Consider the following 20,082-nt stretch of genomic DNA (forward strand, 5'->3'; position numbering starts at 1 on the left):
GGACAGCCGGACCTGGCGGGTGCCGTCGTGCGCGACGACGGCGGCGGTCAGCCGCAGCACGCCGTCGGCGACGGCGGCGTAGGCGCCGACCGGGGCCGAGCAGCCGCCCTCCAGCACGGCGAGCACGGTGCGCTCGGCGGTGACGGCGGCGCGGGTGTCCGGGTCGTCCACGGCGGCCAGCAGCGCGACCAGCTCCGGGTCGTCGGCGCGGCACTCCAGCGCCAGCGCGCCCTGGCCGGGCGCGGGCAGCATGGCGTCCGGCTCGAAGACCTCGGCGACGTCGTCCAGCCGGTCGATGCGGCGCAGGCCCGCGTGCGCGAGCACGACCGCGTCCAGCTCGCCGTCGGCGACCTTGCGCAGCCGGGTGTCGGCGTTGCCGCGGATCGGCACGATCTCCAGGTCCGGGCGGAGCGCGCGCAGCTGCGCGACGCGGCGCGGCGAGCCGGTGCCGACGCGCGCGCCGGCGGGCAGGTCGGCCAGCTTGTGGGCGCCGCACAGCGCGTCCCGCGGGTCGTCGCGGCGCGGGACGGCGGCGAGCGCGATCCCGTCGGCGGGCCCGGTCGGCAGGTCCTTCAGGCTGTGCACCGCGAAGTCCACCTCGCCGGACAGCAGCCGGTCCCGGAGCGCGTTGACGAAGACCCCGGTCCCCCCGATCTGCGCGAGCAGTGCCTTGGATACATCACCCTCGGTCGTTACCCCGACCAGCTCGACGCCATGCCCCGTGGCCTGCGTCAATGCGTCGGCGACCAGACCGGACTGGGTGGTGGCCATCAGGCTCCTGCGGGTGCCGAGCCGCAGTCGCCGGTCCGTTTCCGTCACGTCTGGCTTCCTTCGATGTTGTCGGCGCGCACCACGGCCTCGGGCTTGCTCGGATCCAGTCCGAACAGCTCGCGCAGCGCGTCGGCGTAGGCGTCCCCCCCGGGCGCCGCCGCCAGCTCCTTCACCCGGACGGTCGGGGCGTGCAGCAGCTTGTCGGCCACGCGCCGGACGGTCTGGGCCAGTTCCCTGTAGGCCCGCTCGTCGATGTCGGGCAGCCGGCCCGCGAGCCGGGCCAGCTCCGCGTCGACCACCTCGGCCGCCTTGGACCGCAGCGCCACCACGGTCGGCGCCACCGCCGCCGCGCGCGCCGCGGACAGGTAGGCCGAGACCTCGTCGCAGACGATCCGCTTGACCTGCTCGACCGCCTCCGGCCCGACCGCGCGCGCCGCCTCCTGCGCGACCCGCAGGTCGTCCAGGCCCGCGAGCGCCACGCCGGGCACCTCGCGGACGGCGGGGTCCACGTCGTGCGGGAGGGCCAGGTCCAGAATGAACCGCCGCCGCGGCCCGTCCCCGGCGGGGGCGGACGGCTCGGACGGCCCGGACTTCTCGGACTGCCCGTCCCCGGCGGGGGTGGACGGGGCCGTGAGCATGTCGGCGGTGATGACGCGGCCGGTCGCGCCGGTGCACGAGATGACCAGGTCGGCGTCCGCGAGGGCGAGCGTCAGCTGGTCCATCGGGATCGCGCGGGCCGGGGTCTCCAGCGACGCGGCGAGCCGGGCGGCCTTGTCGAAGGTGCGGTTGGCGATCACGATCTCGCCCGCGCCGCCGCGGCTCAGCGTGGCCGCGGCCAGCGCGCTCATCGAGCCGGCGCCGACGACCAGCGCGCGCCGGCCGGGCAGCGGCCCGAGGTGCTTGGCGGCGACCTCCAGGCCGACGCTGACCAGGGACGCCCCGGCCTGGTCGATCCCGGTCTCGTGGTGGGCGCGCTTGCCGACCCGCAGCGCCCGCTGGAGCAGGTCGTGCAGGTCGCGGCCGATGGTGTGCTCGTCCTGGCCGAGCTTGAACGCCTTGCGGATCTGGCCGAGGATCTGGCCCTCGCCGACGACCATCGACTCCAGGCCGCTGGCGACCGCGAACACGTGCTGGACGGCCCGCTCCTCGTAGTGCACGTACAGGTGCCGGGACAGCTCCTCCAGCGGGACGCCGCTGTGCAGGGCGAGGAGCTCCGACACCGCCGTGACGCCGCCGTGGAAGCGGTCGACCACGGCGTAGACCTCGACCCGGTTGCACGTGGAGACGATCGCCGTCTCCGACACGTGCCCGCAGTCGCGCACCGCGTGCAGGAGCTTCAGCAGGTCGTCGCCCGACACCGCGGCCCGCTCCAGCAGCGCCACCGGTGCACTGCGGTGGCTCAGTCCCACCACCAGCACGCTCATCGGCCGGTTCTCCGCTCTCGTTCGCCCATCGCCCGCTCGTCCATCGCGCTCCCGGACGGTCGCCCGCCGGTCGCCGCACGCTCGTTCCCGCCCTGCCCGGCAGGGCCGTTCCAGCCTCGCCCGGCAAGGCCGTTCCAACCTCGCCCGGCAGGGCCGTTCCAACCTCGCCCGGCAGGGCCGTTCCCGCCCCGCCCGTGAGGGCCGTTCCTCCAGCTCAGCCCGCCGGGGCCGTGCCGGCTCGGCCTGTCAGGGCCGTTCCAGCCCGGCCGTCCGCCGGCCGTTCCGTCCGCCACCGTCATTCGGCCGCCTCCACGTACTGCACGGGCTCCCGCGCGGCGCGGTCGAGGGCGGCCCGCGTCCCGTTCAGGCCGCGGACGCCGTCCGGGCCGCCCGCCTTGCGCTGCTCGTGGAACGCGAGGATCTGCAGCTCGATGGACAGGTCCACCTTGCGGACGTCCACCCACTCGGGGACCGAGAGCACGACCGGCGCGAAGTTCAGCACGCTGGTCACCCCCGCGGCCACCACCCGGTCGCAGACGCCCTGCGCCGCGGCGGCGGGCGTGGCGATCACGGCGATGGACACGCCGTGCTCGCCGATGACGTCCTCCAGCCGGTCGATGTGCCCGACCGTCAGGCCGGCGATCTCCTGTCCGACGATCCGCTCGTCGGCGTCCAGCAGGCCCGCCACGCGGAAGCCGCGGGAGGCGAAGCCGCCGTAACCGGCGAGGGCGCGCCCCAGGTTACCCACGCCGATGATTGCCACGACCCAATCCTGGGTCAGGCCCAGTTCACGAGAGATCTGGTAGACGAGGTACTCGACCTCGTACCCGACCCCCCGGGTGCCGTAGGACCCCAGGTGGGACAGGTCCTTGCGCAGTTTGGCGGAGTTCACTCCGGCCGCGGACGCCAGCTCCTCCGAGGACACGGTGGCGACGCCCCGGTCCTGGAGGGCGTGCAGCGCCCGCAGGTAGACCGGCAGCCGCGCCACGGTGGCCTCCGGGATCCCCCGGGGTCGGGCGGCGTCCACGCGGTCGCGGTGGCGGGTCTGTCGAGATGTCACGGCCTGCTCTTCGGGGGCTCGACGCTGAGTCCGGTCCGGTCACGGGCGGCGGCCGGGCCGGAAGCGACGGGGATCCGTGCCCGGGCCCCGAGGCTGCCCTCCAGATTAAGCCTTTGTGAATACGCGCACAAAGTCGCCCCCGCCTTACCGAACGCGCCCTTCCGCCGCTTCACACCGCGTTTCCGCAGGTCATGGCGGAGCAAATGGGCTTTTTCGCCCGAACGACGCGCGTCTTTCCGCACACTTGAGTGTGACTGACGGAACATTCGACTTTCCGCCGTTTAGCGGTTGCGCCCGGGCCCGTCCCTGTGGGCGGCGGCGGGGCCGTCCCGCGCGATCTCCGGCGGACGTCCGTCCCCGCAGGTCAGGCGTGCGGACGGGACGGTCAGGAGCGCGGACGGTCAGACGCGCGCGGACGGTCAGGCGCGTGGAGGGTCATGGCGCGCGGACGGTCATGGCGCGCGGACGGTCAGGAGCGGCGCTTGGCGATGGCCGCGCGGAGCCGCTTCTCGTTGACCCGCCAGTAGTCGGTCTGGACGCCGTTCACGAGGGTGACCGGGATCTGCTCCCAGTACTCGCGGTGGAGCTCCTCGTCCCGGGTGATGTCGCGCTCCTCGAAGCGGACGCCCTCGTCCGCGACGACGCGCAGGATCACCTCGCGGGCCACGTCGCACAGGTGGCAGCCGGGCTTGCCCAGCATGGTGACGACGATCTCGCCGGAACCCGTCGTCCCGGCCGCGTCCCCGGACCCTGCGGGTGCGGTGTCGGCGCCGAGGCCGGCGGTCGTCGGGTCGGTGCTCACCGGTCGCTCCTCATCGGTGCGGGCGCGCGTTGGGCGCGGGCGGAGCCGGGGACGGTCCCGGCGCCGGGACCGCGGACGGGGCCGGAGCGCCCCCGGGCAGCGGAAGGATCTTGGCCGCGCCGAGCCGGATCTCGATCACGTTGGTGGCCAGCACGTGCGGGCGCGCCTCGGCCTGGAAGCGCTGCAGGTGCGGCAGGCGCTGGTGGGCGGCGAACGCGGCCTCGTTGCGGAAAAGCTGGTAGAAGATCCGCTGGGTGGGCGCGTTCACCACCTGGTGGGTCGCGAAGACCAGGGTGTCCGGCTCGGCGGCGCGGGCGGCGGCGGCGAGGTCGGCGGCGAGCCGGTCGAACGCCTCCTCGCGGCCCTCCAGCAGGGTGAAGACGGTGATCTGGCCGCAGGCCTGCGAGGTGTCGCCCGCACCGGCGGCGCCCGCACCGGCGGCGGCTGCCGCCGCGGCGGCCATCACCTCGTTCAGCGCGTTCGGCCCGCCGGGGCCGGGCATCCCCGGCGCGGGGGCGGGGGCGGGGACGGGCGCGGGGTTCGGGGGCAGCGGCTCCTCGGCCGGCTCGGGGAAGCGGCGGGGGCAGCGGCTCCTCGGCCGGCTCGGGGAAGCGGAGGTCGCGTCCCCGGCGTCCGGGCCGGCGTTCCTGCTGGCGGTCCTGCTGCCGGTCGGGGGCGGCGGCCATGCCGTTCGCCGCGGGCAGCGCCCGGGCGGGCGGCTCGTCGTAGCCGGAGCCGTCGTGCTGGTCCTCGTCCGCGTCGAAGATCGGCAGGGTGCGCATCGCGCCGTACCAGACCAGCCCGGCGGCGGCGCCGAGCGCGATCACCGCGGCGGGCGCGGGCAGCAGCCCGCGGGTGCCGCTGACGACCAGCACCCCGGCGAGCGCGACCAGCGCGATCGGGATCATCAGCTCCTGCGCCTCGGCGTCCCGCTGGGACGCCAGCCAGGCGGTGAAGCCGGCGCAGCCCACCAGCGCCAGCACCGACACCACGTGCGCGCCGTCGATCAGCAGCAGCGGCAGCGCGTCGTAGGTCTGGGACGGCTTGGGCAGGCTCTTGGTGAGGCTCCCGGTCTTCAGCGGGTCCACGAGCAGGATGACCGTGGCCACCAGCGTGTAGGAGACCGCGAACAGCCAGGCGACGAACCGCACCTGGACGAGCCGGGCGATCAGCTCCACCATGCCGAGCGCGAGCCAGACCGGGGCGAGCAGCGCCCCGCCGAGCTCGACGACCCGGAAGACGGGGCCGTTGAACTTCATCAGGAAGCCCGCCGCCATGGCCAGCAGCGCCAGCGACAGCGCGACCTGGGTGACCGACCAGGCGATCAGGAAGAGCATCCGGTCCGTGGAGGCGCGCTTGACCAGCAACCCGGTGGCGATTAAGGCACCCAGGGTCGCCAGCAGGGCGAGGAGAGCGTTGACCATCGCGCCCCATGGTGCCCGATGCGGAGGGATGAGGGGTAACCCGGGCGCACTTTCGCTCCCCCCGAGGCCCCTCCGAAAGGGCTTCCGAGGGGCCTGGGGCCCCTGTGCGCAGGGGTTCGGGAGAGGCCGCGGGGACGACCTCCGATGCGACGGCCCGGGCGCGACAGGGGCATTGCCCCGTATAGCACCGCGTATCTACAGTGGCCTTTCACGCCTGAGGTCGCGTACGCACCGAGGAGAACTGCATGAGCAGCCTGACCCTCGACACCCGGTTCGCAAGGCCCGCCCCGCGGTCCGCGACCTCCGCGACACGGTCCGCGACCGTCGCGGCGCGGTCCGCGACCGTCGCGGCGCGGTCCGCGACCGCCGCGTCCCGCCGGGCGGAGCGCGATGCCGGCGACCGCATGAAGGCCCTGGTGCTGCGGGCCCGCGAGGGCGACGCGGAGGCGTTCGGGCAGCTCTACGGCCGCTACCTGGACCTGGTCTACCGGTACGTCTACCACCGGACCGGCGCGCACTCCCTCTCCGAGGACCTGACCAGCGAGACGTTCCTGCGCGCGTGGCGGCGGATGGGCGACTTCAACTGGCAGGGCAAGGACTTCGGCGCGTGGCTGGTGACGATCGCCCGCAACCTGGTCACCGACCACTTCAAGTCCGGCCGCCACCGGCTGGAGGTCTGCACCGCCGACCTCGTCGAGCCGGACCGTCCGCAGGAGGGGCCGGAGCACGCCGTCCTGGACTCGATGACGCACCGGGCCGTCCTCGCGGCGGTCCTGCGGCTGGGCGAGGAGCAGCGCGAGTGCGTCGTGCTGCGCTTCGTGCACGGCCTCTCGGTCGCGGAGACGGCCGTGGCCATGGGCAAGAAGACGGGGGCGGTCAAGGCGCTGCAGTACCGGGCCGTCAGGTCGCTCGCCCGGATGCTCCCGGACGACCTGCGGAGCTGACCGTGCGACGGGTTGAATACGCTCGGGTCATGCGGCGAATCTGGCAGCGCGACTTCTGGCAGCGCGGTGACGAGGACCACGTGAGCGCGGGCGAGGCGGCGGCAGCGGCGGCGAGGCCCCACCGGCCCGTCGCGGAGGCCGACCGGCACGCGGCGGCGTTCTTCGACGTCGACAACACGATGATGCGCGGCGCGTCCATCTACTACTTCGCGCGCGGGCTCGCCGCCCGCAAGCTGTTCACGCTGCGCGACCTGGCCACGTTCGCGCTGGGGCAGGCCGCCTTCCGGGTCCGGGGCACCGAGAACGCCGAGCACATCTCCACCGCCCGCGAGGCGGCGCTGGCGTTCGTCGCCGGCCAGAAGGTCAGCGACATCGTCCGGCTCAGCGAGGAGATCTACGACGAGGTCATGGCCGACCGGATCTGGAGCGGCACCCGCTCGCTGGCCCTGCAGCACCTGGACGCGGGCCAGCAGGTGTGGCTGGTCACCGCGACCCCGGTCGAGGTGGCCCGCACGATCGCCCACCGCCTCGGCCTGACCGGCGCCCTCGGCACCGTGGCCGAGACCGAGGCGGGCGTCTACACCGGCCGGCTGGTGGGCAACCTGCTGCACGGCAACGCCAAGGCCGAGGCCATCCGCGCGCTGGCCCAGCGCGAGGGCCTGGACCTCTCGCGCTGCTCGGCCTACAGCGACTCGGTCAACGACCTGCCCATGCTCAGCGCCGTCGGCCACCCGCACGCCGTCAACCCCGACCCGGCCCTGCGCGCCCACGCCAAGGAGCTCGGCTGGCCCGTGCACGACTTCCGCACCGGCCGCAAGGTCACCATGGTCGCCCTTCCGGCCGCCGCCGGGATGGGGGCGCTGGCGGGCGGTGTCGCGGCGGGCATCGCCCTCCGCAACCACTACAGGTCGTCCTGATCCCGTTCAGTCCTTGAGGAGGCCGCGGGCCGCGAGCGGGGCCAGAGCGGCGGACGGGAGCGCCGGGCAGTAGCTGATCTCGACCTCCTCCAGCGCGGGGAGGTCGAGGAGCGCGCTCACGTCCTCCAGGCGGAGGCAGTAGTCGAGCCGCACGCTGCGCAGGGACGGCAGGTCCGCGAGGCCGTCGAGGGTCCGCAGCTCCATGGAGGCGATCTCCAGCCGTTCCAGCCCGCGCAGACCCGCGAACGCGCCGAGGTCGTCGAGCTGGGAGAGGCTCCAGATGCCCAGCTCGCGCAGCGCGGGCATCGCGAAGAGGGCGGAGAGGTCGAGCAGGCCGTGGGCGGACGCCAGCTCGACGCGGGAGATCGACGGGTGCCCCTCCAGGCCGTCCAGGGAGGTGAGCCGGTGGTAGCCGTTGATCTTGATCTGCCGGAGCGCGGGCAGATCCGCGAGCGGCCGCAGGTCGGGAAGGCCCGCCTGCGGCAGGACCAGGACGGTGAGCTCCGGATGGTGTCCGAGGCCGTCCAGGCTGGTCAGGCCGTCGGACGCGGTCAGCGCGACCCGCCGCAGCCCCGGCAGCGCGTCGAGGCCGTCCAGGCTCTTCAGCCGCGGGCAGTGCAGCCCCAGGTCGGCGAGCGCGTCGAGGTCGCGCAGGTCCGCGACCGACTCGACGCCCTTGGAGTACAGGGCCAGCTTCGTCAGCTCGCGCAGCCCCGACAACGGTGCGACGTCCTCGACGCGGTGGCACCAGGTCAGGTCCAGCTCCCTGAGCTCGGGGAACGCCGTGCCGAACCCGGCGACGCTCCGGACCCCGGTGCTCCGCAGGTTGAGTTCGCGCAGCTCACGCATCCCGAGCAGCGGGGAGACGTCCGACACGCCCGCGCAGTCCTGGAGGTTCAGCCTGCGCAGCGCCGTCAGCCCCGCGAGCGGCGACAGGTCGGTGACGGCCTTGGCGCCTTCGAGGTCGAGCTCTTCGAGGCCGGTCAGCGCGGCCACGTCGGAGAGGTCCGTCAGCTTCTTGCACCCGGTCAGCCGGAGCGACCGCAGGCTCGTCAGATGCCGGACGCCCTCCAGTGACGTGCGCTTGGTCAGCTCCAGCGCGTCCCGCCCCTCCCGGACGAACGCCGGCGCCAGAAGGAACCGCGCGAACCCGTCCGGATCGGGCGCCTTCTTCCACAGCTTCAGCAGCTTGTCGGTCGGGACGTCCGTCGCCGCGGCGAACTCGTCCGCCAGCTCGAGGGCGTCGTCGCCGCCGTGCTCGACGAGCTCCCTGACCGCCTTCCAGGCCACCGCCGCCGAAGCGGTCGCCACCTTGGCCCTCAACGCGATCAGATCCGGAGCGGAAGAAGCAGCACCCATACCCGCGACCCTAGTGATCATCTCCCCCGACCGGCGCACCGAGACGAAACACGAACGTCTCGGGGATCGAGGAACGAGGCCCGGCGTGCGGGTCTTCGGGCAGGGTCCCTTCGGGCTTGGGTCAGAGGAAGGGGTGGCCGCGGCGGAGCAGGGTCTCGTAGAGCATCTGCTGGACGACCTCGCGGACGTGGTCGGTGAGGTTGAAGACGGTCATGGGGTCGTCGGCGGCTTCGGGGCCGTGCTCGGGGAAGGTCATGGGCTCGCCGAAGCGGATCAGCCACTTGGACGGGAGGGGGACCAGGCCCGCGGCGCCGAGCAGCGGGAACGTCGGGGTCACCGGGAAGTACGGGAGGCCGAGCAGGCGGGCCAGCGGCTTCAGATCAGCGATCTTGGGATAGATCTCCTCGGCGCCGACGATGGCGCACGGGATGATCGGGACGTCGGCGCGCAGCGCGGTCTCGACGAAGCCGCCGCGGCCGAAGCGCTGGAGCTTGTACCGCTCGGTGTAGGGCTTGCCGATGCCCTTGAAGCCCTCGGGGAAGACGCCGACCAGCTCGTCCTTGGCGAGCAGGCGGGCGGCGTCGGCGGGGCAGGCGAGGGTGTGGCCGGCCTTGCGCGCCAGGTGGGCCAGCACCGGGACCTGGTAGACGAGGTCGGCGCCCAGCAGCCGCAGTGGCCGGTCGAGGTGGTCGTGCGTGGCGACCGACAGCATGATGCCGTCCAGCGGGACGGTGCCGGAGTGGTTCGCGACCAGCAGCGCGCCGCCCTTGGCCGGGACGTTCTCCAGTCCCGTCAGCTCGACGCGGAACCAGCGCTCGTAGAGGGCGCGGGCGATCGGCAGCAGCACGGACGAGTTCAGGTCCGGGTCGAAGCCGAACTCGTCGACCTCGTACTCGCCGGTCACACGGCGGCGCAGGAACGACAGGCCGGACGCGAGGGCCCGCTCCACCGGATTGCGCTCGGACGGCCCGGACGGGCCGTCCGCGGAGGCGAAGGTGGAGTCGGGCACAGGGGCGGGCTCGTCCGGGCGGAGCGGGATGACCCGCGCGCCGTCCGGCTCGTCGAAGGGTCGCTGGTGATGGGCGGTCATGCCGGTCGCTCCTCCCTCGCGAGCGGTCAGTCGCGTCCGCCCCCGGCCGCAGGCCGGTGGGGCGGGGCGCCGCGCCCGCCGAGTCCGGAGACGAACTCGGCGAACGCCTCCTCCGAACCGTACTTGGGGGTCCAGGAGAGCTCCGCGGCGAGCCTGGAGGTGTCCAGGACCCGGCCGTACATCAGCCAGCGCAGCAGTTCCGGCGAGAACGCGGGCGAGCCGGTGAACCGGCGGCCGAGCCCGCCGAAGGCGGAGATCGACGGGGCCGGGACCGGGAGGTGCGGCCGGCCGGCCCGGCGCAGCGCCTGCGACAGCAGCAGCACCCCGTCGCCCGCGACGTTGAAGCAGCCGGGGTGGTCCTCCAGCGTCATCCGGCGCAGCACCTCGACCCCGTCGTCGGGGTGGACGAACTGGAGCCGGGGGTCGAACCCCAGCACCGTCGGGACGACGGGCATGGTGAGGTACCGGGTGACGGGCGAGTCCACGCCCGGGCCGAGGAAGTTGGCGAAGCGCAGCACCGAGACCGTGAGGTCGGAGCGCCGCCGCGTCAGCCCCCGCACGTACCGCTCGACCTCGGCGGTGTCCTTGGCGTACCCGTGCGCGGGCGCCTCGACCGCCTGGTCCTCCTCGGTGAAGACCGCCGGGTCCCGCGGCGAGGACCCGTACACGGCGGCCGAGGAGCGCACGACCAGCCTGCGGGTGTCGGGCGAGCGCTGGCAGGCCGCGAGCAGCTGCATCGTCCCGATGACGTTCAGCTCCTTCGCCCTGGCCCGCGGTCCGGCCTGGCCGGTGACCAGGCTGAGATGGACGACGGTGTCCACCCCGGCGGACGAGATGACCTTGGCGATGCCGGGCGTGCGGATGTCCACCCGCACGAACTCGGTGCGGCCCAGCGGCGTCGTCGGCGGAACCGTGTCCACACCGATGACGCGCTCGATGCCCGGGTCGGCTTGGAGGGTGTTCGCGACCCGCGCCCCCAGGAAACGGGAGACGCCCGTGACGAGGACGACACGGGCCGCGGTGGAGGGCATGGAGGACACTGTGCGCCCCACCCCTTACGGCTGTGTTGCCGGCGTCTTTACTTCTTGTTACGACGCTGGATGCGCGTCTTCTTCAGCAGCTTGCGGTGCTTCTTCTTGGCCATCCGCTTGCGGCGCTTCTTGATGACAGAGCCCACAAAGACCTCGCTCGGCTATCGGGTGCGGTACAGGAGACGGGCCATGGCGCCGGGCGGGGCCGCGATGTGCGAGCCACCTTGCGTCATGGTCCGAAGCCCAAGGGTACCGCTGAGCCGAACCGGGTCCGTCCAGTGCCTGCCCGCTCCTCGCCGGTCCACACATCCGCAGGTCCGGGCGGGCGAGCCCGGTCCGGGGCCGCCGCGACCGCGGGCGGCGGGCGTCCCGGCCGGGAAGGCAGGACGGCCGGGACCCGGGGGGTTCCGGCCGTCCTTGTCGTCGTCTTCCCCGATGGGTGCCCCGCTATCCGGCTTCGATGAACGCGTCGCGCAGATAGTCGTGTACGGCCTGTTCGGGAACCCGGAACGAACGTCCCACACGGATCGCGGGGAGTTCGCCCGAGTGGACGAGGCGGTAGACGGTCATCTTGGACACCCGCATCACCGCCGCCACTTCGGCGACGGTCAGGAACCTGACCTCGCTCAGAGGTCGCTCGCCTGAGCTCATCGGACGCCCTCTTCCACACGTGCCGCGCACCGGCCCTTTGGGTGACTTTGATCACGCACGTGTACTTCCCCCAGCGTAAATCGTGTACCGACAGTCGCAAGAGGGGAGTTCCGCCCATTTGCACCGCCCGACCTGACGCCGAGGCCACACTGCTGTTCCGGACGGAGCGCCATCGGGACGGCACCCAGCGTGCAACGATCACCGCCCCGATCCCAGAACCACGCATTGACCTGCGACTCCGCCGAACGACGCGGTCCCAGGGGTCCCAGCCGTCGCAGAACGGACGCGATGTCACACGGAGTGACCCACGGTCATCGCCGAACGCGGGGTCCGCGCCTCACGCGAGCCCCGCGCGAGCCAGGAGAAAGGCGGTCATCGGGGCATAGTGGTGCGGCGACAGGCCGTCGTCGAGAGGCACCACGACCTGGATCTTTCCTTCGGCCGCGCCCGCGAACAGCGCGGGGTCGTTACAGTCCGCGAAACCGACCGTGTCGACGCCCGCCTCGCCGGCCGCCCCGGCCCAGCCGTGGTCGGCGATGGCCAGATCCGGCCAATAAGCAGGTTTAGCCTCCGCAAACCCGTCCGAAGCGATAGTGGACGGTTCCGTCGCGGTGTCCCTCGGGCCCCCGCGGAGTTCGGCCAGCATCGTCTCCATCGGGGCGGCGTCGTGGGTGTGCTGCGGGCGGCCCGCGTCGTCCACCAGCATCGCGACGCCCTCGGGCGTGTGGACGACGCGCCGGGTCTGCCGCTCGCCGTACCGCTCGATCTCGTACGTCCAGCCGCTCGCCGGGGTCAGGACGCGGCAGCCGCGGTCGGTGAGCGCCTCCGAGACCGCCTGGTAGAGGGGCGTGAGGTTGCCTGGATGCCCGGTGGCCAGCAGGAGCGTCTCGCGGCGGCGCGCGGCGAGGCCGATCCGGTCGCCCATCGCCTCCAGCGCGTCGAGGGTCAGGTCCGGGTCGATCGTGTCGTCCCCGTACAGGTGGCCGGGGTCGGGATCGACGCCGCAGCGCTCGACCATCGCGGCCAGGACGTCCCGCTCGTCCCAGCGCCCGGAGAGCCGCAGCCCGAACAGGTAGTACGGGTTGCGGGCGGCCATCCGGCGGTAGTGCAGCAGGTTGTTCTGGCGGGGCGTGGCCACCTCCCCGGCGATCATCGTCGTGACGAGGTGGGCGCGCAGCTCGGCCCGGGTCGGGGCGTCGGCCATCAGAGGTCCAGCATGGGGTCGAGGCCGTGCTCGGGGAAGACCGCGCGGCGGGTGGCCATGACCGCCTGGTCCACCGGATTGGCCGGGTCCATGCCGTCCGACCAGGGGCGGAACTCGACGGTCGGGTGCCCGTCGGTCATCCGGCGCGGCGCGATCTCGTCGGTGCGCAGCCGGACGAACTCGCGCCAGGCGTCCGGGGTCGCGGTGTCCGGCGGGACGGGGCGTCCGGCGGCCTCGGCGATCAGGTGCGACCAGGCGCGCGGCACGACCTGGACCAGCTCGTAGCCGCCTCCCCCGGTCGCCAGCCAGCGTCCGCCGGCGACCTCGTGCGCGAGCCGGTGCAGCGCGGCGTGCGCGGCGCGCTGGCCGTCCACGGTCAGGATCAGGTGGGCCAGCGGGTCGAGGGCGTGCGTGTCCGCGCCGTGCTGGCTGACGAGGACCTGCGGCTGGAACGCGCGCAGCAGCGACGGGACGGTCGCGTGGAACGCCCGCAGCCAGAGCGCGTCCCCGGTGCCGGGCGGCAGCGCGACGTTCACGGCGGTGCCCTGCGCGTCCGGGCCGCCCGTCTCGTTCGGGAAGCCGGTGCCGGGGAACAGCGTGCGCGGTGTCTCGTGGAGGCTGATCGTCAGGACGCGCGGATCGTTGTAGAACGCCGCCTGCACGCCGTCGCCGTGGTGGACGTCCACGTCCACGTAGGCGACGCGCTCCGCGCCGTTCTCCAGCAGCCAGGCGATCGCGACCGCCGGGTCGTTGTAGACGCAGAAGCCGCTGGCGGCCCCGGCGAGCGCGTGGTGCAGGCCGCCGGACACGTTCACCGCGTGCCCGGCGTCGCCGTGCCACACGGCCCGCGCCCCGGCCACCGACGCGCCCGCGACCAGCGCGGACGCCTCGTGCATGCCCAGGAAGACCGGGTTGTCCTCGGTGCCGAGCCCGTGCCGGGGCTCGGCCAGGCCGGTCTCGCCCGCGTGCCGGACGGCCGCGACGTACGCCTCCTCGTGGACGAGTCCGAGCAGCTTGTCGCTCGCGGGCTCGAACCCCTCGACCCGCACGCCCGGCCCGTCCAGCAGGCCGAGCTCGCGGGCGAGCGCGATCGTCAGCTCGACCCGGACGGGGTTCATGGGATGCCCGGGGCCGAAGTCGTAGGAGGTGAGCCGTTCGTCCCAGAAGACCGTGAGGTCGCACCTGCCGGAGGCCGCGGGGCTGGTCATGGGTCACACGGTAGCGCCACGCCGCTCCGCCGCGACCACCCGGGACGGCCGCCCGGGGGCGACCCTCCGCGATCGCGCGGCTGCGGACCTATGACCTCACCTCGGGAAACGTCCTTCGGCGCAACAAAGTTGTGGCGTGAACTACCTGGGAGGGCGGGCATCTAGGTAACACACCCGAAACATGACAAGCGGGGTACTCATGGACCCGACGTCACCCTCCCCGGGACCGGCGGAGGTGACCCCTCTGCCGGTGCCCGCCGCTCCCGAACCCGCCGACGCGCCCGTCACCGCGTCCGGAACCTTGGCCGACACCTTGGCTGACACCTTGGCCGACACCGTGACCGGCACCTTGGCCGCCGATCCGGAGCGGTGGACGCACGACCACCGCCCCAGCATCCGCAGCCGCGCCATCTCCCGCGCCCTCTACCTGGGGTTGCGGCCGTTCATCCACCGCGTCCCCGGCCATGCCCTGAGCCTGCGCGCCGCCCGCTCGACCGTGGACGCGGCGTCGGTGTTCCTGCGCGCGGGGCAGCGCGCCCGCGTCCTCCCGCTCATCGACCCGCGCGTCGAGACCGGCGCGGACGCGCCGCCCGTCATCGGCGAGTGGGTCGTCAGCCGCGCCTCCGTGCACGCGGACAGCGTGCGCGGCCTGCTCCCGAACGGCGCGATCCTCTACCTGCACGGCGGCGGGTACGTGGTGTGCTCGCCGCGGACGCATCGGTCGATCACCTCGCGGCTCGCCGTCGAGACCGGGCTGCCGGTGCTGGCGCCGCACTACCGGATGGCGCCCGAGCACCCGTTCCCCGCGCCGCTGGAGGACGCCGTCGCCGCGTACCGGTGGCTGCTGGACCGGGGCGTCCCCGCGTCCGGGATCGTGCTGGCCGGGGACTCGGCGGGCGGCCACCTGGCCGCGTCGCTGACCGGCGAGATCATGCGGACGGGCCTGCCGACGCCCGCCGGGACCGTCCTGTTCTCCCCCTGGGTGGACCTGACCTGCGAGTTGTCCACGCAGGAGCAGCTTGTCGCGCGCGACCCCTACATCAGCGCCCACGCGGCCCGGCGGGTGGCGCGCGTGGTCGTGGGGCACGGCGGGTTCGACGATCCGCGCCTCGCGCTGCTCACCAGCCCGTGGCGGGACGCGCCGCCGTTCCTCGTCCAGGTCGGCGGCGCGGAGGTGCTGCGCCCGGAGGCCGAGGCGTTCGCGGAGGCCCTGACCCGCGCGGACGTGGACTGCGAACTGCAGGTCTGGACGGGCCAGATGCACGTCTTCCAGCTCCTCAACCGGGTGCTGCCGGAGGCGAGCGCCGCGATGAGCGAGGCCGCCCGGTTCATCGCCCGCGTCACGGCGTCCGACCCGGCCGTCCCGGAATCCGCGGTGGCGTGACCGCGCCCCCCGATCGCGGTCAGCGGACGGGCCCGGTTCAGCGGACGGGCCCGGTTCAGCGGACGGGCCCGGTTCAGCGGACGGGCTCGGTGACGCGTCGTTCGGCGGACGGGCGGGTGCCGCGCCGGACGGTCAGCAGCCCGGCCAGTGCGGCGAGCCCCGCGACGCCCTCGCCGACGAGCGCCTGGGTCTTCTCCGCGTACCAGACCGGGTCGTGCATGTTCGGGAGCGGCCCGATCGCGCCGGCGTCCACGTAGGAGTAGAGCAGCAGGGCGCCGATGGCGCTCGCCGCGACCAGGAGCGCCAGCGCGTACGTCCAGCGGCGGGCGTGGGCCAGGACCAGCGGCGCGACGACCGCGGCCACGACCGCCTGGGCGTAGAAGAGCGTGTCCGCGTGGATCGACCCGCCCGGCACGAACCTCATCTCCGGCGCGAACCGCCAGTGCACCACCGCGTCCGCGATCAGTCCGGCCGCCACGAGTACGCGAAGCACATATCCCATGCCTTGGACACGTACGTGACGTCCGTCCGGCTCAATCCCCGGTATTCCCGGACGCCGGACCGCCGCCGGGACGCCGGACCGCCTCCCGCGCGTCGGGTGGTCAGCCCGCGGCGAGTTCGCGGCCCCGGTTGCGGGCGGCCTCGATCGCCTCCAGCACCGCGGCCCGGACGCCGTGCTTCTCCAGTTCGCGGATCGCGGCGATGGTCGTCCCGCCCGGGGAGGTGACGGCCTCGCGCAGCAGGACGGGGTGCTCGCCGGAGTCGCGCAGCATGACGGCCGCGCCGACGGCCGACTGGATCACCATCTCCAGCGCCGCGGCGCGCGGCATGCCGAGCAGGATGCCCGCGTCCACCATGGCCTCGACCAGGTAGTAGAAGTACGCCGGGCCGCTGCCGGACAGGGCGGTCGCGCCGTCCTGCAGCGACTCGGGGATGCGCAGCACCTTGCCGACCGGGCTGAGCAGCTCCTCGGCGAGCTTGAGGTGCTCCTCCCCCGCGTGCGAGCCGGGCGAGATCACGCTCATCGCCTCGTCCACGTGGACGGGCGTGTTCGACATGACCCGGACGACCGGGACGCCGTCGCCGAGCCGGTCCTCGACGTAGCCGGTGGTGATGCCCGCCGCCATCGAGACCACCAGCGCGCCGGCCGGCACGTGCGGGCCGATCTCGTCCAGCAGGGCGCCCATGTCCTGCGGCTTCACCGCCAGGACGAGCACGTCGGCGGTCTTGGCGGCCTCCCGGTTGGAGATCGTCTCGACGCCGTACCGCTCGCGCAGCAGGGCGGCGCGCTCCTCGCGGCGGGCGGTGGCCCTCAGCTCGGCCGGGCGGCGGCCCGCCCGCAGGACGCCGGACAGCAGCGCCTCGCCCATCTTGCCCGCACCGAGAATCGCGATCATTTCTGCACACCTATGCCGTGGGACGCCGGAGGACGCCTCCCAGCGTAGCGAGCGCGCGGTCAGCTCCTGGAGGCCATGGACCGGAAGAGGAACCCCAGGTTGGCGGGCTTCTCGGCGAGCCGGCGCATGAAGTAGGCGTACCACTCGCGGCCGAACGCCACGTAGATCCGGACGCGCGCGCCCTCGCCGGCCAGCCGCCGCTGCTCCTGCGGCCGGATGCCGTAGAGCATCTGGTACTCGAAGTCGGACGGCGCGCGGTCGTGCAGCGTGGCGAGCGCGCCCCCGATCTCGATCAGGCGCGGGTCGTGCGTGGCGAGCATCGGATAGCCCTGGCCCGCCATCAGCACCCGCAGGCACCGCACGAACGACTTGTCGATCTCGACCCGGTCGGTGAACGCGATCGACTCCGGCGCGCTGTAGGCGCCCTTGCACAGCCGGACGCGCGAGCCCTCGTGCGCCAGCTCCGCGCAGTACTCCTCCGAACGCCGCAGGTAGGACTGGATCGCGACGCCCGTCTCGGGGAACTCGCGGCGCAGCTCGGTGAGGACGCGCAGGGTCGACTCGACCGTGTCGTGCTCCTCCATGTCGAGCGTGACGGTGGTCCCCGCGTCGTGCGCGGCGGCGCAGACCTTGCGGGCGTTCTCCAGGGCGAACGGCTCGTCCAGGGCCTGGCCGACGGCGCTGAGCTTGAGCGACACCTCGGCCTTGCCCGCCAGCCCGGCCTCGGCGAGGCGGCCGAGCAGGTCGGCGAGGTCCTGGACGTTGGCCTCGGCCTGGGCGGTGTCGAGGGTGTCCTCGCCGAGCGCGTCCAGGCTGACGAGCAGGCCCTCGCCGGCGAGCTCGGCGGTGACGTCCACGGCGTCGTCGGTCGTCTCGCCCGCCACGAAGCGCCGGACGATGCGGCGCGTGCCGGGGGCGGTCTCCACGATCCGGCGAGCGGCGCGGTTGCGGGTGGCGGCCAGCAGAGTGTGACGGAACAAGAGCGTGTCCTTCCGGGCGAACGGGACGGCGTCGGCCTCGCCGTTCCGCATCGTCCGAGGTCATACCCATCGGCGCGGAACGATCACGGCCTGCGCCGCCCGGTCGTGACCGACCGGTCACGGCATCCCCGGCCTTGGCGTCCGGTCGTGGTGGTCCCGACCGGGCGGCGGGCCGTCCCCCGCCGCCGTGGTCGCTCAGGCGGTGCGGCGGCGGAGGGTGGCCGCGCCCAGCGCCAGCGCGCCGAGGGTGAAGCCGGCGATCACCAGGACGTCCTTCAGCAGCGCGCCGGAGAAGGACGCCTCGCGCGACACCCGCTGCATCGCGTCCACCGCGTAGGACAGCGGCAGGACGTCGGAGATCACCCGCAGCCAGGTGGCCATGCTGTCGCGCGGGATCAGCAGGCCGCACAGCAGCACCTGCGGCAGGACGAACGCGGGCATGAACTGGACGGCCTGGAACTCGGTGCGGGCGAACGCGCTGGCGAACAGCCCGAGGGCCATGCCGAGCAGCGCGTCCAGCACGGCGACGAGCACCAGCGAGCCGACCGAGCCGTTCAGGTCCAGGCCGAGCCAGGTCAGCGAGATCACCAGGACGACGCCGACCTGCACCAGCGACAGCAGCCCGAACGCGAGGGCGTAGCCGAGCAGGAAGTCCAGCTTGCCGGTGGGGGTGGTCATCAGCCGTTCGAGCGTGCCGCCGGTGCGCTCGCGCAGCGTGCCGACGGACGCGACGACGAACATGATGACGAACGGGAACAGGCCGAGCAGCATCGGCCCGATCCGGTCGAAGACCGGCGGCTCGTCGAACACGTACCGCAGCAGGATCATCAGCAGGCTGGGCACCCCGACGAGCAGGCCGAGCGTGCGGCGGTCGTGCCGGAGCTGGGACAGGATGCGCCGGGTCGTGGCGACGGTGATCGTCGGACTCAGGACGGTGCTCATGCCGGGCTCTCCGCTCGCTCGTGGATCAGTCGCAGGAACGCCGCCTCCAGGTCGGCCGTCCCGGTGCGCTCGGTCAGCTCGCTCGGTGAGCCGTCCGCGAGGATCTCGCCCTCGCGCATCAGCAGCAGCCGGTCGGTGCGGACGGCCTCGTCCATGACGTGGCTGGACACGACCAGCGTCGTGCCGCGGTCGGTGAGCCGCCGGAACAGCGCCCAGAGCTCCTCGCGCAGCAGCGGGTCGAGTCCGACGGTCGGCTCGTCCAGCACCAGCAGCTCGGGGCCTCCGAGCAGGGCGGCGGCGAGGTTCGCGCGGTTCAGCTGGCCGCCGGACAGCGTCCCGACCACCTGGTCGCGGTGGTCGCCGAGGCCGACCTCCTCGATGACCCGGTCGGGGTCGGTGCGCGGCGCGCCGAGGACGGCGGCGAAGTACCGCATGTTCTCCCGGACGGACAGGTCGGCGTAGACGGCCGGGGTCTGCGTCGAGTACCCGACCCGGCGGCGCAGGCCCGGCGATCCGGCCGGCTCGCCGAGGACGGTGACCGTCCCGCCCCGCACGATCTGCACGCCGACCAGGCAGCGCATGAGGGTGGTCTTGCCGCAGCCGCTCGGCCCGATGAGGCCGAGGACCGATCCGCGCGGCGCCTCGAAGGAGACGTCGCGGAGCACGGGCTTGCCGCCGCGGTCGACCCGTAGGCCCGCGACCCGGACGGCCGGCGCAGAACTCATCATGTGTTGAATTTACGCCCGCGAGCAGCCGGGGTCAAGGACCGCGGACGGCCCCGCGCGGCGCCGTCCGGCGGCGCCGTCCGGTGCTGGGGTGCGGGGAGGGAGGTTCGGCGTCAGGAGCCGTCGATGTAGCGCTGGAGCGTGGGGGCGAGCAGCTCGACCAGCTCCTCCGGCGAGGCGGACGCCAGCGGCTCCACCCGGATCACGTGCCGCACGATCATCACGCCGACGAGCTGGCCGACCGCCGCCTGCAGCCGCAGCAGCGGGACGTCGCGGGCGGCGGCCACCCGGTCCAGCAGCGCGGAGGTGACGAACTCGCGCATCAGCGCGGCGGCCCGCTCGTTGGTCATCGCGGTGCGGAGCATGGCGACGATGGGGGCGCGCTTGTCCGGATCGTCCCAGATGGCGATGAACTCGCGGGCGAACTGCTCGCCCACCCGTCCGGGCTCGGCCGACATGACCTTCGGCAGCAGCTCGGCCGGGTTCACCGGGAAGCGCATCGCCGCGACGAACACGCCCTCCTTGTTGCCGAAGTAGTGGTGCACGAGCGCCGGATCGACCCCGGCCGCGCGCGCGATGGCGCGCAGCGACGCGCCGTCGAACCCCTTGTCGGCGAACATCTCGCGGGCGGCGGCGAGGATCTGCTCGCGGGTGTCGGTCCGTCCGGTGGGCCGCCCCGGCGACCGCCGCCCGCTCCCCGTCCCGCCCTCGGCCCCCGAGCCGTCCGCCGGGCCTTGCGCGCGCGCGTCCGCCGAGCCGGTCGCGGGGC

The 20,082-nt window shown here is 73.7% G+C and carries 23 protein-coding genes; 5 read left to right on the forward strand and 18 right to left on the reverse strand.

The features are described from left to right. From hemC to DZF91_RS08480, 5 genes are all read right to left on the reverse strand, one after another. A partial coding sequence (gene hemC / locus DZF91_RS08460; RefSeq protein WP_268915925.1) for a hydroxymethylbilane synthase occupies positions 1-819 on the reverse strand: 819 nt, incomplete at its 3' end. Then, positions 816-2,195, reverse strand: a complete 1,380-nt coding sequence (locus DZF91_RS08465; protein ID WP_117356928.1) for a glutamyl-tRNA reductase — start codon at positions 2,193-2,195, stop codon at positions 816-818. The genes DZF91_RS08465 and hemC, both read right to left, overlap by 4 nt. Positions 2,196-2,490: 295 nt before the next feature. Next, positions 2,491-3,255, reverse strand: a complete 765-nt coding sequence (locus DZF91_RS08470; protein ID WP_235834164.1) for a redox-sensing transcriptional repressor Rex — start codon at positions 3,253-3,255, stop codon at positions 2,491-2,493. A gap of 469 nt (positions 3,256-3,724) precedes the next feature. Then, on the reverse strand, positions 3,725-4,057 hold the full coding sequence (locus tag DZF91_RS08475) for a glutaredoxin family protein (RefSeq protein ID WP_328589144.1): 333 nt from the start codon (positions 4,055-4,057) through the stop codon (positions 3,725-3,727). A 10-nt stretch (positions 4,058-4,067) separates the two neighbouring features. Then, positions 4,068-4,559 carry a putative quinol monooxygenase gene (locus DZF91_RS08480; RefSeq protein WP_117356942.1) on the reverse strand — a complete coding sequence of 164 codons (492 nt, stop codon included), beginning with the start codon at positions 4,557-4,559 and terminating at the stop codon, positions 4,068-4,070. A gap of 272 nt (positions 4,560-4,831) precedes the next feature. On the opposite strand from DZF91_RS08480, the gene DZF91_RS39580 reads away from it, so the two are divergent. The 4 genes from DZF91_RS39580 to DZF91_RS08495 all read left to right on the forward strand — a co-directional run bounded on the left by DZF91_RS39580 (position 4,832) and on the right by DZF91_RS08495 (position 7,342). Next, the gene (locus tag DZF91_RS39580; RefSeq protein WP_158587883.1) at positions 4,832-5,089 is read left to right on the forward strand and encodes a hypothetical protein; all 258 of its coding nucleotides are present in this window, start codon (positions 4,832-4,834) and stop codon (positions 5,087-5,089) included. Next, positions 5,050-5,439, forward strand: a complete 390-nt coding sequence (locus DZF91_RS39585; RefSeq protein ID WP_158587884.1) for a hypothetical protein — start codon at positions 5,050-5,052, stop codon at positions 5,437-5,439. Before DZF91_RS39580 ends, DZF91_RS39585 begins: the two co-directional genes overlap by 40 nt. 287 nt (positions 5,440-5,726) lie before the next feature. Then, positions 5,727-6,425: a sigma-70 family RNA polymerase sigma factor gene (locus DZF91_RS08490; RefSeq protein ID WP_117356929.1), complete on the forward strand. Its 699-nt coding sequence runs from the start codon at positions 5,727-5,729 to the stop codon at positions 6,423-6,425. 29 nt (positions 6,426-6,454) lie between these two features. Continuing rightward, positions 6,455-7,342, forward strand: a complete 888-nt coding sequence (locus DZF91_RS08495) for an HAD family hydrolase (RefSeq protein WP_117356930.1) — start codon at positions 6,455-6,457, stop codon at positions 7,340-7,342. Between the two features lie 6 nt (positions 7,343-7,348). Here the strand turns inward: DZF91_RS08495 and DZF91_RS08500 are convergent, their stop codons facing one another. From DZF91_RS08500 to DZF91_RS08530, 7 genes are all read right to left on the reverse strand, one after another. After that, positions 7,349-8,701 carry a leucine-rich repeat domain-containing protein gene (locus tag DZF91_RS08500; RefSeq protein WP_147341059.1) on the reverse strand — a complete coding sequence of 451 codons (1,353 nt, stop codon included), beginning with the start codon at positions 8,699-8,701 and terminating at the stop codon, positions 7,349-7,351. A gap of 121 nt (positions 8,702-8,822) precedes the next feature. Next, the gene (locus tag DZF91_RS08505; protein WP_117356932.1) at positions 8,823-9,791 is read right to left on the reverse strand and encodes a lysophospholipid acyltransferase family protein; all 969 of its coding nucleotides are present in this window, start codon (positions 9,789-9,791) and stop codon (positions 8,823-8,825) included. 26 nt (positions 9,792-9,817) lie between these two features. Further along, positions 9,818-10,822, reverse strand: a complete 1,005-nt coding sequence (locus DZF91_RS08510; protein ID WP_117356933.1) for an NAD-dependent epimerase/dehydratase family protein — start codon at positions 10,820-10,822, stop codon at positions 9,818-9,820. 47 nt (positions 10,823-10,869) lie between these two features. After that, positions 10,870-10,968, reverse strand: coding sequence for a 30S ribosomal protein bS22 (locus tag DZF91_RS08515; RefSeq protein ID WP_018654693.1), 99 nt, complete (start codon positions 10,966-10,968; stop codon positions 10,870-10,872). 301 nt (positions 10,969-11,269) lie between these two features. Beyond that, positions 11,270-11,473, reverse strand: a complete 204-nt coding sequence (locus tag DZF91_RS08520; protein ID WP_026414196.1) for a helix-turn-helix domain-containing protein — start codon at positions 11,471-11,473, stop codon at positions 11,270-11,272. 337 nt (positions 11,474-11,810) lie between these two features. After that, the gene (locus tag DZF91_RS08525) at positions 11,811-12,677 is read right to left on the reverse strand and encodes a phosphatase (protein WP_117356934.1); all 867 of its coding nucleotides are present in this window, start codon (positions 12,675-12,677) and stop codon (positions 11,811-11,813) included. Beyond that, the gene (locus DZF91_RS08530) at positions 12,677-13,885 is read right to left on the reverse strand and encodes an acetoin utilization protein AcuC (RefSeq protein WP_117356935.1); all 1,209 of its coding nucleotides are present in this window, start codon (positions 13,883-13,885) and stop codon (positions 12,677-12,679) included. Before DZF91_RS08530 ends, DZF91_RS08525 begins: the two co-directional genes overlap by 1 nt. A 235-nt stretch (positions 13,886-14,120) precedes the next feature. Between DZF91_RS08530 and DZF91_RS08535 the strand changes: the two genes are divergently transcribed. Continuing rightward, the gene (locus tag DZF91_RS08535) at positions 14,121-15,269 is read left to right on the forward strand and encodes an alpha/beta hydrolase (protein ID WP_235834165.1); all 1,149 of its coding nucleotides are present in this window, start codon (positions 14,121-14,123) and stop codon (positions 15,267-15,269) included. A gap of 73 nt (positions 15,270-15,342) precedes the next feature. Here DZF91_RS08535 and DZF91_RS08540 read toward each other — a convergent pair whose 3' ends face one another. The 6 genes from DZF91_RS08540 to DZF91_RS08565 all read right to left on the reverse strand — a co-directional run. Continuing rightward, positions 15,343-15,771, reverse strand: a complete 429-nt coding sequence (locus tag DZF91_RS08540; RefSeq protein WP_147341060.1) for a hypothetical protein — start codon at positions 15,769-15,771, stop codon at positions 15,343-15,345. A 100-nt stretch (positions 15,772-15,871) separates the two neighbouring features. After that, positions 15,872-16,666: a pyrroline-5-carboxylate reductase gene (proC, locus tag DZF91_RS08545; protein WP_117356938.1), complete on the reverse strand. Its 795-nt coding sequence runs from the start codon at positions 16,664-16,666 to the stop codon at positions 15,872-15,874. A gap of 59 nt (positions 16,667-16,725) precedes the next feature. After that, positions 16,726-17,646, reverse strand: coding sequence for a proline dehydrogenase family protein (locus DZF91_RS08550; RefSeq protein ID WP_117356943.1), 921 nt, complete (start codon positions 17,644-17,646; stop codon positions 16,726-16,728). A gap of 195 nt (positions 17,647-17,841) precedes the next feature. Beyond that, positions 17,842-18,588, reverse strand: a complete 747-nt coding sequence (locus DZF91_RS08555) for an ABC transporter permease (protein WP_235834166.1) — start codon at positions 18,586-18,588, stop codon at positions 17,842-17,844. After that, the gene (locus DZF91_RS08560) at positions 18,585-19,316 is read right to left on the reverse strand and encodes an ABC transporter ATP-binding protein (RefSeq protein WP_117356939.1); all 732 of its coding nucleotides are present in this window, start codon (positions 19,314-19,316) and stop codon (positions 18,585-18,587) included. Before DZF91_RS08560 ends, DZF91_RS08555 begins: the two co-directional genes overlap by 4 nt. 110 nt (positions 19,317-19,426) lie before the next feature. Then, positions 19,427-20,082: TetR/AcrR family transcriptional regulator (locus DZF91_RS08565; RefSeq protein WP_328589146.1), on the reverse strand; the 656-nt coding region annotated here is incomplete at its 5' end.

Origin of the sequence: Actinomadura logoneensis (assembly GCF_003428695.1) — a bacterium.
GTDB classification, from domain to species: Bacteria; Actinomycetota; Actinomycetes; order Streptosporangiales; family Streptosporangiaceae; genus Spirillospora; species Spirillospora logoneensis.